The following is a 15,609-nucleotide window of genomic DNA, read 5'->3' on the forward strand; positions in this document are numbered from 1 at the left end:
CATCCCACCGGCCCTGACAGGACCCTGCTGTGACCCCATCACGCGCCTACGCCGCGCTGTCTCCTGCCGCCCGCACCCTGCACCAACTCCTCACCCTGCTGCCCGGTGAGTCCTTCACCGCGGAGGCTGCCGCTGCCCTGGCAGGCACGCCCAACGCACGCACCCATCTGCTGCTGGACGACCTCGCCGCCCAGGGCCTGCTCACCCGCGCCGCGGGCCGCTACCGCCAGCACGCCCAAGCGCGTGCGCACGCGCTTGGCGCGCGCCATGACCCGCACGCCTCCGACGCCGGCGCGGCCCTGCTGCGGTTCCTGGACTGGTACCTGCGCACCGCCAGGGCCGCCGCCCAGGCCCTGGATCCACACCACTGGCACACCGAGCTGTCCCCACCTGCGGCACCACCCCGGGTGTTCACCGCCCACCGCGCCCGCACGTGGTTTGCCGAGGAACTGGACGCGCTGCACCTGGCGGTGCGGTTGGCCGCCGGCACTGGCCACCTTCGGCTGTGCTGGCACCTGCACGAGGCGCTGGAGCCCTACCTACAGCTGCGCCGAGCCCACACCCTGTGGGGGGAGACGCTCTCCTGGGCCCGCAGCGCCGCCCGCACGGCCGCCGACCCGGTAGGCCTGGCGGTGACCGCCACCAGCCAGGCCACCCTGTCGCGGTACCTGCGCCACCTGGAGGGCGCGGCGCAGCACTACGCCCACGCCCTGGAGCTGTGGGAGGCCACCGCGCACCTGCCGGGCTACACCAACGCGCTGATCGAGTACGGGCACCTGGAGTTGCACGCCGACCGCAACAGCCGAGCCCAGACGAAGTTCACCGCCGCGCACGAGTACAGCCGTTCTCTTCCTCAGGACATGCGCACGAACCTGGCGTTGCGGGCGCGGGCGGGGCTGGGGCAGGCCGCCTTGGGCCAGGGCCGACCCGGCGTTGCGCTGGACCATTTCCACAGCGTCATCGAAAACCCCGCCGCCTGCCCGGATCTGCGGCTGCAGGCGCTGACCGGCATGGCCAGCGCCCACCTGCTGCGCGCCGATCCGATCGCCACCGCGCAGGCCCTGCAACGCGCCGACCTGCTGATCCCGCTGGTCGCGGACCCGGTCGCCTCCGCCGAGCTGAACTTGGTGCGTGCCCATCTGCACGCCCACGACCCCGCGCGTCGGCGCACCCACCTGGTACGCGCCCACAGTGTGCTGCGCAGCGTCGGTGACTGGCGCGCGCACGCCATCCAAGCCCAGCTCGACACGTTGGATGTGTGATGCCGATGCCGCCCTTGGCTCCCACCGGCCAAAACTTCGAGCTGCACCACACCACCGCGAAGGCCCCACCAGTCTCGGCGCTCCCACCGTGGGCTGGGTACTGCACTCTGGCCCAGGCCTGCGCCCGGCTCGGTATCTCCCGAGACCAGGTCATCACCTGGGAGCGCCAAGGTCTGGTGCGGTGCGCCCGCGATGCCCGCGGTCACCGCCGCGTGCGGGTGGCCGACCTCGACACCCTGGCCGACCACCACCCCGGACCGCTGCTGGCTCCGGCCCAGGCCGCGCTCATCGTGGGAGTACAGGTCGAGTCTCTGACCCGCATGGCCCGCCGCGGCCTCGTCGGCTGTGTGGTGCTGCCCAGCGGCCAGCGCCGGTACTGCCCCGACGAACTTCAACAGCTGGTCACACACCGCTCAACCTCTCCCACGCAGGCACGTCACACCCCGCAGGAACCCCTCTCACCTGCGTCACTAGGTGAACTCACCCGTCCCACGCCGAGGCTGGTCCCTGCACCAAAGGCCCGGGCCACGTCGAGAAAGGCCAGTTGATGCGTGCCCGCCGCCCCGCCTTGAGTACCTACGGGCTGCTGCTGGCCACGCTCGCGGTGGTGTTCTTCCCGGCCTGGGCTCTGGGGGTGTGGGGAGTGCTGGTCACCGGCGGCTCCACCACCCTCTACCCCCCGATCCGTGAAGAGGCCTGGCGCGTGCTCGTGCCGTTGTGGACGAGCGAACTCCTCATGGGTCTGTTCGCCGCAAGCGCGATCTGGTGGTGGTGCCAACGCCTGGGCATCGGTGTGCGTGATGGGCTCGGCCTGCTACGTCGACGCTCCCCCCATCTGCCCGACTACAGCCGTTTGCGCGCCGAGATTGAGATCGGCGCGTCCTTTCTCGCGATGCTCGTGGCCTTCGCGTTGAGCTGGGCCGCCTTGGTCGTGGCCGCGTCCTGGTGGCCTGAACTGGTGCGCATCGGGTTCACCATCGACACCACCCACGAGGCGTTGTGGACGCTGGCTATCACCGGGCCTGTGCAGGTGATCACCGCAGCGGTGGAAGAGACCGTGCTCGTGGGCCTGGTGGTGGTCGTTCTCGGCGCCACACGCCGCCCCGCCTGGGAGGTCTACACCGTCGCCGTGCTGGCCCGGATGCTGCTGTATGCCCCCTACGGGTGGGGGCTGGTGTTGTTCGCCCCGGTGGCGGTGGTGGGCGTATGGGTCTACCGGCGCACCCGACGTCTGGTTCCGCTCATCCTCGCTCACCTGTGTGCTGGCCTGTTCTACGCCGTGATGGTCGCTTGGTGGCACTGGATGACGGCCGCACTCGCCCCCTGGCCCCTCGCCCTGGCCCGCCTGCTGCACGTGCTGTGAGGTCCAGCGCCTGCGAGTCCTTCTCACCCGACCCACCCCTCAGGAGGGAATCCATGTCCACCACCCGTGCGCCGTTGCGGATCGCCACCATCAACGTCCAAAACGGCGGCACCAGAAACCCCCAGGGGATCGAGCACGTCATCACCGAGCTGTTCGCGCCCGTGGAGAACGCGCCGGGCCTGATCGTGGTCAACGAGGCCAAGCACTGGAAGCGCGACGCGTACCAGGCCGGGCTGGGCGTTGCCGCGCTGTTGTCCGACATGTACGGGCCCTCCTACCAGATCAAGGTCGGCCACATGGGCCGGGCTCCGGCTCCGCCTGCGATCATCTGGGATCCGGATCTGCTGACCCTCACCCGATGGGACAGCCCCGAGACCGCACCCGACAACGCCGACACGTGGAACAGGGCCCTGTTCCGAACCCCGTGGTGGAGCGATCCGGTGACGGTCATGCCGTTCCACTGGCACCCCTGGGACCGCGCCGACCGGATGCGGGCAGCTCGTATCTTGTCCGGGCTCCTGGGCGGGCAAGAGTTGGTCATCGCCGCGGGGGACGCGAACTGCCAACCTTCCGGCCCCCACTACCCCACCGTCGACTTCACCCGCCTGCCCGTCCACCGCCGCCACCACAAGGCCTGGCAACCCGATGGGGCGGCCGGCCCCTGGGTGGCAGACACCGCCCCGCTGGACCACCTGCTCGGCGTCGCCGACTCGATCACCGGGGCGCGCACCGGCGGCATCGGGTGGGAGAGCGCGATCGAGGCCGCATGGCGGGCTCAGGGGTGCCCCGACACGGTGTTCCCTGCGACCGTCAACGCAGGCATCGACAACGGTGCGGAGCTAGTCATAGACCAGATCCTCCTGTCCGAGCGGCTGGCCGACATGGTGGTACCCGCAGAAACCGAGATCCTCGTGCCCCCGAGGCCGCCAGTCTCCGATCACAGGGTGGTCATCACCGCTCTGGACACCGGAGCCGACGCGTCATGACCGACCCCACGCACCCGATCGCGGTCGGGGTCGCCGTCGCTGCGCATGTGTCCGGCACCTGGACGTGGAGCGTGCACACCGACGCCACCCGCTGGTGCGGCAACCACCCGGACGCACGACAGGTCAGCGACCTCGCGCCCCACATCCTGGACCAGATCCACGACCGCCTCGACGAGCAGGTCTGCATCGTCGACCCGCCCGAGCTGGGTCTAGCGCTGCCCACCGGGCGGGAGGAGACCTTGCGCCGAGCCGCCGAGCACGCCCGCCGCCCAGGATCTGACCACCGGACACCTGTGCACCCTGGCAATACGCCGCCTGCCCGCAGAGCACCACCTACTACCCGGCCAGGAGTGGACGGTGAGCGTGCACGCCGTGGTGGACGATGAGGGCTCGGACTGGGCCTGGGTCACCGGCGCGGGCTGGTACGCCACCGGCCGCTCCTCCTCCCCTGGCCTGACGCAGGTGGCGTTCGAGGCCATCGACGCCGCGGCCACCGTTTCCCCGTTGGGTGAGCGTGGAATGCGACGAGCCCGTCGCCGTCAAACGGGCCCAAGCCCTGCTGGAGGCCATGCGTCAGGCCCAGCGCAGCGCCACCACCGGCATCGTGCCCGACCAGGTCGAGATCACCCATGTCCAGGTCGGCTCCACCCCGCGCCATCGGGCCGTGGTGGATCTGTGCGCCCAAGCCCTCGACCTTGCGCTGGTCAGCGACCGTCCCGGAGAGCTACGCCCCTACCAGCAACGCAGCGTGGACGCACTCATCCGTGTCTGGGAGAGCGGCGACCGCGGCCAGCACGTCGCTTCGGGTATTGGTCGCCCCGTCGGTAAGCACTGTGGCGTACCGGCGCCCCTCGCGTAGGGCGAAGTCGTCCACCCCAGCACCGACGAGCTGGGTGGGGGGGCAGGCGCCTCAGCGCCCGCGGCGCGGTCTTCTTCGAGGCCCGCACGGCCACCTGGTGCCCGCCCGGACAGCCAGCTCCCGCACCAGAGCGCCGATATGGGCGGCCGTTGCGGGGCAAGGGTTACCGTGGCCGTGCCAGCGGGATTCCAGGCCCGGTATGCGCACATACGGTTGGGCGCCAGGCTAACGGTGTCATAGGCCGATTCCGCAGTAGGCCACCGCATAGTGGTCGGACGCGATGTCTTCGTCGACGATCCCGGCGACGGGATCCGATAGCGGGTCGCGCACCATGTAGTCGAGTTGCCGGTCAGGACTGGCCGTTAGCGGGTTTTTGGCTTTGGATTGCTTGCTGGGGTGTGTGTGGGAGTTGGGTGGGCACGAGACGGCGTCTAGTCGCTCGTCTGGGGGCAGGCTCTCATCTCCCAGGAGTCCATCGGTCCAGCGCCGTGGCGGATTGCCCCGGGTGGAGTCCGGGGTCCGGTTGAAGTCCCCCAGGGCGGCCCAGTGCACATCGTCGGCGTATTCATCGATCGCCCGGATGAGGAAAGGACTGTTGAAGCCACCCCCAGAGGCGGCGTGGATGGAGTAGAAGCGCATGTCGTCTTCGTAGAGGCCAGCAGTGTTGCGCTTTTGGACGCGTATGCCCAGTGCCGGCCGAAGATCGGTGCTGTTGTGGGTGTAACGCAGGGGTGTAGCGATGAGGTCGATGTCGGTGACGCGTATGTCCTTGGTGGCGATGATCGCGATGTCGACGCGGTGCCGGTCGGATTTCAGCCACACGATCCTGTGGTGATGGGTGGCCCGGCCCTTCGACTGGTCGGGGTGCCAGATGTATTCGCTGACGTCCCAGCTCAGCGTGGGTTCGTTTCGGGCGTTGACCGCCGTCTGGGCCAGTAGGGGGCGCCGGTCTTCGTTGGGGTCGCCGGGGTCGGGTGGGTAGGCGCCTCCCGGAGGAGTGGTCCCTGTCTCCTGGAGAGCGATGATGTCGTATCGGCCCAGGAGTTCTCTGCGGACCTCCTCGTGCCACTTCATCCCTTTTCCCGCGTCATCGGGTAGGTTACGCGTCTCGCCTTGCATGTTCCAAGTGATGGCCGAATAGGGCATGGCGGTCCTTTCGTAGCCTGTGCGGCCCGCAGGAGGTTCTGCGAAGCCGACCTGGTGTGGGCGTTAGCGGTCTTTGAGGTCCGGTTTCACGTTGGGCGGTGCGGCGTTGGGTGCGAGGCGAAGGATGAGCGTCGCAATGGCGCGCTGACCGGGTGCGAGTGCGTCGATGTCCCAGGAGACGGTGGATGCGTTGGGTGTTCCGCCGCTGCTGTAGGCCAGCACCGTGGTGCCCGTACCGGTGACGGTGACGGTGAGTTTCTTCTTGTTCGACGTGGACGGGCCCGGATTGGCGGCGGTGAACACGTAGGTGAGCGTCTGCCCGGCCTCGGCTGGGTCGGGCCGCACAGCCTGCGACAGCTTCATGCCGGTCGGTCGGGTCACGGTCACCGTGTCCTTGCAGGTGGCCTTGGGACTCGACGGGGTGGTCATCTTCGCGGTGGCCGTCACGTTCAGGGAGGTTGCCGTGGTGGAGGCGGCGAGCACCCCGGTAACCATCACCTGTGCCGGGTTGTTCGGGGCCAGGGGCGACACGGTGACGGTGTGGGTGCCCGAGGAGAACGTGGCGGAGACAGGCTGGCCGTTGACGTGGGCCTGGGTGAAGGCGATCTCCTTCGGTAGCGTGACCGTGAATTCACCGGCGGCCTGTGAGGGGCCGGTGTTGACCAGGGCCCACTGGAGTCTCACGGGGCCGCCGGCGGCGGCGGTGGTCAGCTGCTGGGCCAGGGTAGGCATGTGGGCCTTGGTGGTGGTAGTGATCGTGTGGGTCTGGATGGTCGAGAGGGAGGCGCTGGAGGCCTCCGCTCGGGCGGTCAGGCCCAGCTTGGTGCCTGCGGGTGTGTCGGCGGCCACCCGCCAGGTGATCTTCGCGGTGGCTTTCTTGTTGGGGAGCAGGGTGCCAAGCATGACGCGCCAGCGGCCACCCACGCGTTCGACGTCGTAAGGCGTGTTGTTGACGGTGGCTTTGACCGGATGCAGGCGGTGGTCGGCGTCGATGAGCAGGTGCGGGGAGCAGCAGACCTGGGCGCCGGTCTTGGTGGCGTCCCAGGTGAGCGTGTGTTCGGCGCCGGCGTTGGCCGTGCTGGCGCTCGACGTTTGCTCCAAGGTCAGGGCGGCGTCGCTGTCGATGACCGCGGTGGCGTGGGCGGTGGTGTGGGTGGTGCCGGTGGGCAGCATCGCGGTGGCGCGCAGGTGCCCGGTCCCGCCCGCATTGATCTGGCACTCCAGGGTGATGGTGGTGGGTGTGGCCCGGGGGGCCAGCTTTCCGATGGACACGACCCGGCGGCCCTTGTCGTCGGTTCCCGGCGTGGTCGCTTTCCCGTCGACCTTGGTTGCCACGAGTTTGAGCGTACGCGACAGTGCGACGGTGAGCTTGGCGTCCTTCAGCGTTGATGGGCCGCGGTTGGCGGCGGTGAAGGTGTAGGTGGTCGTCGTGCCGACGCGAGCCGGGGAGGGGGCGGCGTGGCCGCGTAGGTCCACCGTCGCGGCCCGCGCCAGGCGGGCACTCACGCCGTGCGAGGTCACGGTCTCCTGGTCTTTGGCTGAGGCCTCGGCGGTGATGGCCGGTGTGAGGTCGCCGGTGGTGTCGGTGGTGTCGGTGGGGACGGTGATGGTCGCGGTCGCGGTGTAGTATTCGTTGGCTTTGAGCGTGCCGGGTTTCCAGGTTGCCTTCCCGGCGGAGAAGATGCCGCCGGTGGAGAGCACCGGTGTGGCCTGGTAAGGGATGGTGGCTTTGAGGGCGGCATCGGTGAGTTCGCTGCTGCCGGTGTTGGCCATCGTCCACACGTAGGTGATCTGCTCGCCCGGGGCGGCCTGGGGCCCCTCGGTGTAGCCCCAGATCTTCAGGTTTTTCTTGGATGCCGCGAGTTCAGCGGTGGCGGTGTCGGACACTTGGGTGGCGCCGAGCGCCTCGACGGTGGTGGTGACGGGGATCGGTCGGGAGGCATTCTTTGAGACGGTGGCCGCCACCTCGACGGGCACCGACGTCTTCTTGGCGGTGAGTGGTCCGGGCAGGGTGAGCGTCGCGGTGGTGCCGGTGATGGCGACGTTCTGGTTGTTGATCTTGACCTTCGCGTTGTCCAGCCCTTCACCGGGCAGGGTAACAGTGGTCTTGAGGCTGCGGGCCGCCGACGGGCCGGTGTGACCCACCGTCCAGGAGTAGGTGACGGTTTTGCCCTGATCGACCGGGCGGGGCCGGACCCGTCCCGCCGGCAGCGCCAAGCACACCCGGGGACGCAGCTCGGTGTGGATGCTGTGGGAGACCGGTAGGGCCCGGAACGACGTGAGTGAGGCCGTTGCGGTCAGGGTGGCGGTGGCCGCAGGATCGACGAGGGCCACCACGCCGAAGGTGGTCGACTTGCCGCTCTGAAGTTTGCCGATGGCGTGGATCGCGGTGCGTCCCGTCCCGCTCTTGGCCCCGGAGACGTAGTCGGTGTGCTCGGGCAGGGTGATCATGATCGCGATCGAGGTCGCGTCGTTCTTGCTCGTGTTGGTCAGCTTCCACCTCCACTCCACCTTCTCGCCTGGCACCGCCGGATCGGGGGAGACCTTCTCGCGCTTCAGCTCAAGCCGGGCGATCTTGTACTTGTCCTCCTGTTTCTTGTCGGGGTCCTTGGTGTCGGGGTCCTTGGTGTCGGGATGGGAGCCTTCGCCGCTGGAGCCGGGCAGCTTAGGCAGCGCCCCACCCAGGGCCCCCACCAGCGACAGCAGTCCCCCCAATACCCCTGCGCCGAACCCGAACAGCGAGCCCAGCCCGAACAGGGCGCCGAATCCGAAACCGAGGAAGGAGAACAGGCCGCCCACAGCCGCAAGGACACCGCCGAAGAGGCCGCCGATCCCGCCGATGAGCTTGCCCCTGCTGGTCTTCAACGCGCCGAACCCCGCAGCAGCGATGTTCACGTCCTCTTCGATGACCTCCCACTTCAAGCCGACGGGGGCGACCTGGACGTCAGCGCTCACCCAGGTGGTGTTGTCCTGTTTATCGGCGCTCACGTTGGACTGGACCTTAAAGGTGCCGGACGGCGTCTTGGCGCCGACGGTGAGGATGACGGTGAACCACCACGAGGCCTTGCCTTTGAGCTCGCCCGTGGTGGTCTGAAGCTCCCGCGCGCCCGGGTTCCATACCCCGCTGAACTTTCCGGTGGGCTCCAGCCCTTGAGGAATCTTCACCTTCACCTTGATGTTGGTGGCGGTGGCCTCGTCGGTGTTGACGATCTTGAACGCTACTGCGACGTTGCCCCCAGGCAGCGCCTTGTCGGGGAAGGTCCGCCACTGTGAGAGCCCCAGGGTGTGGGAGGGCACCACCTGCACTGCGACGGGGAGCTTGGCGCGGCCGGTGCTGCCATCGGGTTCGGCGGTGGCGGAGGTGGGCTCGGCGGTGACCTCTACACTCCGCTCACCGGACTTGGGTGTCACCTTCCCGGTGAAGCGCACCGTCTTGGCCGCTCCCGCCCCCGGCGCTAGATCGCCGAAGTCCCACTCCGCCCGCCGTTTCGCCGCGTCGACCTTGGTCGGCGCGGGGACGGCCTCGGTGTAGGTGATGTTGTCGGGCCAGGTGCACACACTCCCGGCTTTGCGCGCTGTGGAGGGGCCCGTGTTAGTCACTGTCCACCCGAAGTCCACACTGTGTGTACCAGTGGCACGAACGGTGCCTGGCCGGGTAGTGGGGGCACCAGCCCGCATCGCGGCTCGGGCAACGACGGGCACCTTCATCTCCACAGCTGAGGTGCCGTGTGCCGGGGACAGTTCCGCGGAAGCGGACACCGGTGTCTGCGTCGTCTCCGCTGGCACGGTGGCCGTGACCTCGACAGTGCGCGTGGCGCCGTTGGCTCCCACCGTGACACGGTCCCATTCGACCAAGCGGCCCTCGTCCTTGGGCCTGCCGCCCGCAGAGGCGCGGCGGAAGGTCAAGGGGGCGGGCAGAGTCGCGGTGACCTTCACCGTCTGCGCGGTGGCGGTCGTGTTGGTCACCGTCCACGACCAGGTGGCGCCTTCGGCGGCACCAGCCACCATCTGCGGTGAAGCCCGGCCGCTCAGGGTGAGGGCACCGGACTTGACGACCGTGATCGTGACGGGCCGCGGCGGCACCGGCCCGGCCTGGTTGGTGCACGAGGGGGCGGCCTCTACTGTGAGCGAGCCTGTGGACGACGTCTCGACGTCGACATCCACCCACACCGTCGTGGACGAGGAGGAGGGCACGCGCCCCAGGTCCCACTGCACGCGATTGTCCGCGAGTTTCTTGCCACCGGTGGAGGCAGCGTGGAACGCCACTCCCGACGGCAGAGCACTCGTGGTCACCTTGGTGTTCTCTGCGTCAGCCAGCTCGTCGTTGACCAGCCTCCACGACAGTCTCACCCGTGTTTTGGTGCCGGTGTTCACCTGCGCGGGCTTCGCTGAGCCCTCGGGCAGGGATAGGCGCGCGCCGATGGTGGCGATCAGTCCCGCGAACGAGGTCCACGACCACACCGGCTGGGTGGTGCCGGTCTCGGTGGCGCGTACCCGCGCTGGAATCAGCAGCGGGCCCGCGGCGGGTGCGGTGACACGCATGGTCACCAAGGGGTGCTTCTCATCACTGACGGGAAGGTCACCGATCGGCACGGTGACCGTGCGGCCCGCCACCGTCCCATGCGGCAGGCTTTTGACGTACTCCACTCCCTCGGGCAGGTCGATGCACACCTGCGCTCCGGTCACCGCTCGGTCGCTGTAGGCCGTCCACGACACCTCCACCTCCGCAGCGCGGCCGGCCACGACCCTGCGCCGGTTCACGGCCACATCCAGGAGCGTGACCGGCTTGTCCACACCCACGATCTTGCGGACCCGGTTGTTGCCATAGTCGGCGATGAACAGGTCATGGTTGTGAAATGCCGTACCCCGGGGGGAGCTGAGGCGAGCATCGACAGCGGGCCCACCGTCGCCGGAATACCACGACTCCATATACTTTCCGGCGATCGTCTCGACTCCGGCGGAACCAGGAGTGCGCACGAACACGGTCGACGACGTCAATGTGCCGAATACCACCGCGCCATCGGTGCAGACGGCCTCAACCCCTCCAGGCAGGACTTGCTGTTCGAGGGCGAAGGGCAGGACCGTCGTGATCTCCGTGCCCGAAGCCAAAACCTTGTAGACAAACCCTAGGCCGTTGCTGATGTAGAGGTTTCCCGACCGGTCGAAGGCGAGCCCCCCTGCGCGCCCGATGGAAACCTCCTGCGGCTTGCCCTGCACCCATCGCGCGTGCATGCCGCCATTGCCAGCCACCAGCCGTGCCTTGGTGCCCGCCCGGTCCACGCTCCACACACGGCCTCGGCCCTTGTCCGCGAAGTACACGTAGCCGCTGGTAACGACGATCCCCCATGGGATACCCAGGCTCAGCGCAGTGGGGTGCTCTCCCTTCCCTGTCCCGCCGCCAGCGAACGTGGAGATCTTCTGGGTCGTCCCATCGATCCTGGCCACCCGGGGCTCTGGGTTTACATCGGTGCAGAAGTAGATGTTGCTGTCGCTGTCAACAGCGATCCCCGCTGGCTCCCCAATGCCCGCATTGAGTGCGGCGCCCCCCTCGCCTGACCATACGCTCTCCCCGTTGCCAGCGATGCGTGTGATGGTCCCCGAGGCGTCGATCTTACGGATGCATTTGCTGCGACGGTCGCTGAGGTAGAGGCTACCGTCGGGGCCAAACACGACCGCCCGCGGTTCCATGCCTGCGTTCAGGGCCGCTCCGCCGTCTCCACCACTGGGCTCTCCGTTTCCGGCGACCCGTACGATCGTGCCCGGCTTCCCAGTGGAGACTGCTTCTTCGCGGGGGTCCGGGACGGCGGCGGTCGTGGTGTCGTGGCGGGTCCTGGAGTCCATGCGGGTCGCCCTCCCGGGATACCGGTGTCGAAGTGCAGCCGAATGCGTCCCACATCCATCACTCAGGCCAAGGCCGCGCATGAGGATGCTGACACACGGTGCGAGTCATTACCTCCCTCCTGCTGGTTACACCGGCACTGTGAAGGGTTTGCGCAGTAAAGGGAATTCGTTTGCCCTGGACCCTGTCAGCGGTGACGCTGATGCAAATGGCGGAGGCGTGTCCATCCCAGGATGCGTTCGGTCAGCACTTGGAACAGCATCTCCACTTCGCGACGGTCCAGCTACACATGACTAGTTTGCCGGTGCAAAGTGAGGCGCATCATCCCTATTAAGGTTTGTTTGTCTGTTTCAGGGTGGATGATGCTCCCGTGAAAAGCAGTTTCGGAAGTCCACCATGGACGCCACCGACAAACAGCACCGCCGGATGCCCGCCGCTCTGTTCGAACAGGGCCAGCTCCGCGGCAGCCAGATCGCCCAGACGCTCAGCGTCACTACCCGCGCGGTCAACCACTGGCACCGTGCCTGACACCAGACAGGTGCGGACGCGCTGGACAGCAAGGGCGCACCGACCTGCACTGCCTGCTCACCCAGGACCAACAGCACCAGCTGCGCCAGGTCCTGCGCCGGAGCACCAAGGACTACGGTTTTGCCACCAATGCTTCGGCCCTGGCCCGGATCCGGCGAGGGACCAACGAAACCTTCGACGTGGCCTACACCGTCCTGTCAGGGGTGTGGCGGCTGCCGCACCGGATGGGCTGGACCGACCAAATGCCCACCCGCCGCGCCATCGAACGCGATGAGGACGCCACCGCAGAGTGGATCGAACGCACCCGGCCCGACATCGAAAAAAGGGTGCCGCGAGCGGGGCATGGATCTGCTTCGAGGACGAAGCCGAAACCTTGCTGACCGGCGCGGTGGAACTCCCGGCCGGGCAGACCTCGCTGTTGTACGTGCTCAAAGGGTCGCAGCCCAAGCTGTCGATGGCCGCGCTGTGCCGCTACCGGGCCGGGACCCAGCCGCGGATGCTCTACCGGCCCCGGCCCGGCTGGTACCACGACTGCGAGCTGGTCGCTCTGCTGGACCAGGTCCACCAGAAGTTGACGACTTCGATCCTGTTGTGGTGGGGGACAGCCTGTCCGGGTACCGCAGCGGCCGGATGCGATGGGCCATCGCCTCCCGTGCTTGGTTGGAGGTGGAATACCTGCCCGCCTACGCCCCCGAAATCAACCCCGTGGAGATGCTGTGGTCAGCGATCAAGACACGGGAGTTGGCCAACGTGGCCGGTGGCCATCTGGCACACGTCGCCGACGCAGCCGAACGAGGCATCAATCGGGTCTGCGCGACTCTCCCGGGTCCTTCCTTACTCATACCAGGCTGGAGATCCACCCTCCAACCCCATACAACTAACGAAAAACTCAGCAAGGAGAAAAATCCCGCAGTGGACCGGCATCCTGATGCTTCCCCTCAATTCCAATGGGCAAATGGGGTTCCGTGATTCCGCAAACATCTCCACAATAACCGTTCTTTCGGTGGGCAGCAGGGTACAAGCTTCGGAGCCGGGGCCACCGCTCAGACACCCCTGAGAGCAGAGGGTGTCCAGCATGCAGGTCGATTCTCAGGAGGAGAACATCATGGGCCGCAGAACCCACAACCAAACCGAGAACATGACTGAGGAGGCCGCTGTCCCCGAACCTCGCAGTGAGCAACCACAGACGCCGACGCCAGGAACAATCTGGCGCGTCGCAGGCAACGGCCAGGAGAAGGCAAGCGGCGACGGTGGGCCAGCACTGGAGGCGGGCATGCACCCGAAAGCGATTGCGTTCGGGCCAGACCGCTGCCTATACCTGTGCGACAATCTCTACGTGAGCGAGCATACCCGCAACTGCTCCGTGCGCAAGATTGACACATCAGGAAAGATCACGCGCGTCGCAGGAAATGGAGAGCCGCAACTTAGCGGGATGGGTGGCCCTGCAGTAGACGCTGGCATCGGATGGCCTCGTGGAATCGCCGTCGATACCGACGGCGACTTTTATTTCAGCACCGACCCCGACGAAACGGGCAATGTCGTGTTGAAAGTCGACGGTAGTGCAAACCACACGATCTCCGTCTTCGCCGGCGGCGGGCAAGGCGAAGGGGATCATCCCACCGACCTGCGTCTCGAATGGGTCGAAGCGGTTGCCATCGGACCAGACTCCCACGTGTACTTTGCAGATCGAGCTGACGGCCGAGTGTGGAAGGTGAACAAGGCCGGGACAACAGCAACGGTGGTGGCCGGCAACGGCGATACAAGTTACCGGTGGGTCCAAGGGCGGCCTACGGAGGTCCCCATCGGCAAGCCCTACGGGCTCGCCTTCGACACCTCCGGCACACTTTACATTAGCACCGGACGGGGGTTCGTTTACAAGGTATCCCCTTCAAGGGATAAGCTTACGACGGTCTTTCCTTTCACTCCTGAATATGGGGAACCAAAATCCGGAGTCTATGGAATCTGCATGGGCCAACATGGAGTTCTGTTCGCGTCACTGAGCCCTGAAATCGTCGGTGTACTTACTCCCGGATCCGCCGAAATCGAAACTATCGCCGGGAAGCACATGCAGTCTGGATACGAGGGCGACGGCGGTCTGGCCACCAATGCGCTCCTTCGAACTCCCAGAGACGCGCGTCTTCTCGGAGGGGATCTGTTCATCGTTGACCGGGGGAACGATCGCATCCGCAAGATAGTGGGGGTGGACAAACCGGTTACCCTTGTCGACCCCACCGTGGCCCCGAAGAAGATCGCACCTTTCCAATCGACAGAGGTGGTGCTGTCGTGGCAGGTCGTCTGCGACAGGAACGTCTCGGACGCGTTGGTGAGCGTGGAACTCCCCACCGGAATGGAGTTCATCACCAGCGATCGGAACGGGTCAACTTCGGGGCGCGTCGTCACCATCCCCCTCGGGGACCTCGCCCAAGGGACGTCCACGACGGTGCAGGTGACCACACGGACAACGGCGACCGCTGCGGGTGTCCTCACGGTCCCGGCACGGGTATCGGCGACCGACACCGAGAAAAAACCCGTGCGGTCTTGGACATCGTTCGCCGGCCTGATCGTCGCGACAGCGGCCTCAGTCTATTGAGGTTTGTTTATTGGGTTTAGTGCTGGAGTCCGGTATGGGTCAGGAAAGCGGACACCAGGTCCGGGTGGCGCTAGCTGTACTGACCTGAGAGGTTAGGAACGCGGGAGGCGGGAGGGCCGCTGATCGCGGTGTGGAACCGGTGGTGATTGTAGTGATGCAACCACCCGGGGAACGCCTCCCGCCTTTCGCTCTCGGATTGGTAGGGGCGGACGTAGGCCCATTCGTCGGCCAGGGTGCGATGGAAGCGCTCCACCTTGCCGTTGGTCTGGGGCCGGTAGGGGCGGGTGCGTTTGTGCTTGATGCCCTGGCCACAGAGCAGGTCGCGCCACAGGTGGGAGGTATAGCAGGCCCCGTTGTCGGTCAGCACCCGCTCCACCACGACCCCCGCTGAGACGAAGTAGGCGTGCGCTCGCTCCCAGAACCCGGTGGCGGTCTCCTTCTTCTCATCGGCCAGGATCTCGGTGTAGGCCAGGCGGGAGTGATCGTCGATGGCGGTGTGCAGGTAGCCGTAGCCCAGCTTGGGGTTGCCGTGGTTGTTGCGTGGGGCGTGCGCGGTGGCGGTGCGATTGCGGCGCCCCTGGGCGCGTCCCTGGGTGCGGTGTCCGCCCCCGGCGGGGATGTTGCCGAGCTTTTTGATGTCCACGTGCACGAGCTCGCCCGGTCGGGAGCGCTCGTAGCGGCGTACTACCCGGTGCGTGGCCCGGTCGGTGTGGGACAGGCGGGGCATGCGGTAGCGGGTCAGGATCCGGTGCACGGTCGAGGGGTGCATGCCCAGGTGGCCGCCGATGCGGGCCGGGCCCCACCGGCGTAGGTGGCGGAGTTTGATCACGCGGCGTTCGCGGCGGGTGGGGGTGCGCTGGGGTGAGCGGTGCGGGCGGCTGGAGGCGTCGACCATCCCGGCCTGGCCTTGGGTGCGGTAGCGGTCGGCCCAGCGTTTGGCGGTGGTGGTACTGGTCTGGAAGCGTTCGGCGGCGCGTCTGAGCGGCCAGTCGTCCTCGACCACGCAGCGGGCCAACGCCAGGCCCCCTGCGGGTGA

11 protein-coding genes are annotated in these 15,609 nt (G+C 67.3%); 8 read left to right on the forward strand and 3 right to left on the reverse strand.

All coding sequences use genetic code 11. From position 1 onward, the window contains the following. Positions 1-29 precede the first annotated feature (29 nt). The 5 genes from G011_RS0113330 (at position 30) to G011_RS0113345 (ending at position 4,470) form a co-directional block, all read left to right on the forward strand. Positions 30-1,262 carry a hypothetical protein gene (locus G011_RS0113330; RefSeq protein ID WP_019608897.1) on the forward strand — a complete coding sequence of 411 codons (1,233 nt, stop codon included), beginning with the start codon at positions 30-32 and terminating at the stop codon, positions 1,260-1,262. Between the two features lie 5 nt (positions 1,263-1,267). Beyond that, complete coding sequence (locus tag G011_RS32980; RefSeq protein WP_369757360.1) at positions 1,268-1,810, forward strand: helix-turn-helix domain-containing protein; 543 nt, start codon at positions 1,268-1,270, stop codon at positions 1,808-1,810. After that, on the forward strand, positions 1,810-2,625 hold the full coding sequence (locus G011_RS0113335; protein WP_231391448.1) for a type II CAAX prenyl endopeptidase Rce1 family protein: 816 nt from the start codon (positions 1,810-1,812) through the stop codon (positions 2,623-2,625). Before G011_RS32980 ends, G011_RS0113335 begins: the two co-directional genes overlap by 1 nt. 53 nt (positions 2,626-2,678) lie before the next feature. Then, positions 2,679-3,611: a hypothetical protein gene (locus G011_RS0113340; protein WP_019608899.1), complete on the forward strand. Its 933-nt coding sequence runs from the start codon at positions 2,679-2,681 to the stop codon at positions 3,609-3,611. A 514-nt stretch (positions 3,612-4,125) separates the two neighbouring features. Further along, positions 4,126-4,470, forward strand: a complete 345-nt coding sequence (locus G011_RS0113345; RefSeq protein ID WP_155979763.1) for a hypothetical protein — start codon at positions 4,126-4,128, stop codon at positions 4,468-4,470. A 234-nt stretch (positions 4,471-4,704) separates the two neighbouring features. On the opposite strand, the gene G011_RS0113350 is transcribed toward G011_RS0113345, so the two are convergent. Both G011_RS0113350 and G011_RS32780 read right to left on the reverse strand, forming a co-directional pair. Further along, a complete protein-coding gene (locus G011_RS0113350) occupies positions 4,705-5,616 on the reverse strand; it encodes a hypothetical protein (protein ID WP_155979764.1) in 912 nt (303 codons plus the stop codon). 63 nt (positions 5,617-5,679) lie between these two features. Further along, positions 5,680-11,457 carry a DUF11 domain-containing protein gene (locus G011_RS32780; RefSeq protein WP_155979765.1) on the reverse strand — a complete coding sequence of 1,926 codons (5,778 nt, stop codon included), beginning with the start codon at positions 11,455-11,457 and terminating at the stop codon, positions 5,680-5,682. A 675-nt stretch (positions 11,458-12,132) separates the two neighbouring features. On the opposite strand from G011_RS32780, the gene G011_RS32985 reads away from it, so the two are divergent. The 3 genes from G011_RS32985 (at position 12,133) to G011_RS31730 (ending at position 14,573) form a co-directional block, all read left to right on the forward strand. Beyond that, positions 12,133-12,363 (forward strand): winged helix-turn-helix domain-containing protein, encoded by a 231-nt coding sequence (locus G011_RS32985; protein ID WP_369757361.1) that lies wholly within the window; start codon positions 12,133-12,135, stop codon positions 12,361-12,363. Between the two features lie 250 nt (positions 12,364-12,613). Beyond that, positions 12,614-12,952: a transposase gene (locus G011_RS32990; RefSeq protein WP_369757362.1), complete on the forward strand. Its 339-nt coding sequence runs from the start codon at positions 12,614-12,616 to the stop codon at positions 12,950-12,952. A 106-nt stretch (positions 12,953-13,058) separates the two neighbouring features. After that, positions 13,059-14,573 (forward strand): hypothetical protein, encoded by a 1,515-nt coding sequence (locus G011_RS31730; protein WP_155979766.1) that lies wholly within the window; start codon positions 13,059-13,061, stop codon positions 14,571-14,573. A 70-nt stretch (positions 14,574-14,643) separates the two neighbouring features. Here G011_RS31730 and G011_RS0113380 read toward each other — a convergent pair whose 3' ends face one another. Next, positions 14,644-15,594, reverse strand: a complete 951-nt coding sequence (locus G011_RS0113380; RefSeq protein ID WP_196808517.1) for an IS481 family transposase — start codon at positions 15,592-15,594, stop codon at positions 14,644-14,646. Positions 15,595-15,609 lie beyond the last annotated feature (15 nt).

It is taken from the genome of Nocardiopsis sp. CNS-639, from assembly GCF_000381685.1.
Lineage (GTDB): Bacteria > Actinomycetota > Actinomycetes > Streptosporangiales > Streptosporangiaceae > Nocardiopsis > Nocardiopsis dassonvillei.

What these genes read in the sequence shown, in the direction of transcription:
- G011_RS32980 (WP_369757360.1), top strand. Translation starts at nt 1,268, where the DNA reads ATGCCGCCCTTGGCTCCCACCGGCCAAAACTTCGAGCTGCACCACACC.
- G011_RS0113335 (WP_231391448.1), top strand. Translation starts at nt 1,810, where the DNA reads ATGCGTGCCCGCCGCCCCGCCTTGAGTACCTACGGGCTGCTGCTGGCC.
- G011_RS0113340 (WP_019608899.1), top strand. Translation starts at nt 2,679, where the DNA reads ATGTCCACCACCCGTGCGCCGTTGCGGATCGCCACCATCAACGTCCAA.
- G011_RS0113350 (WP_155979764.1), bottom strand. Translation starts at nt 5,616, where the DNA reads ATGCCCTATTCGGCCATCACTTGGAACATGCAAGGCGAGACGCGTAAC.
- G011_RS32780 (WP_155979765.1), bottom strand. Translation starts at nt 11,457, where the DNA reads ATGGACTCCAGGACCCGCCACGACACCACGACCGCCGCCGTCCCGGAC.
- G011_RS32990 (WP_369757362.1), top strand. Translation starts at nt 12,614, where the DNA reads ATGCGATGGGCCATCGCCTCCCGTGCTTGGTTGGAGGTGGAATACCTG.
- G011_RS31730 (WP_155979766.1), top strand. Translation starts at nt 13,059, where the DNA reads ATGCAGGTCGATTCTCAGGAGGAGAACATCATGGGCCGCAGAACCCAC.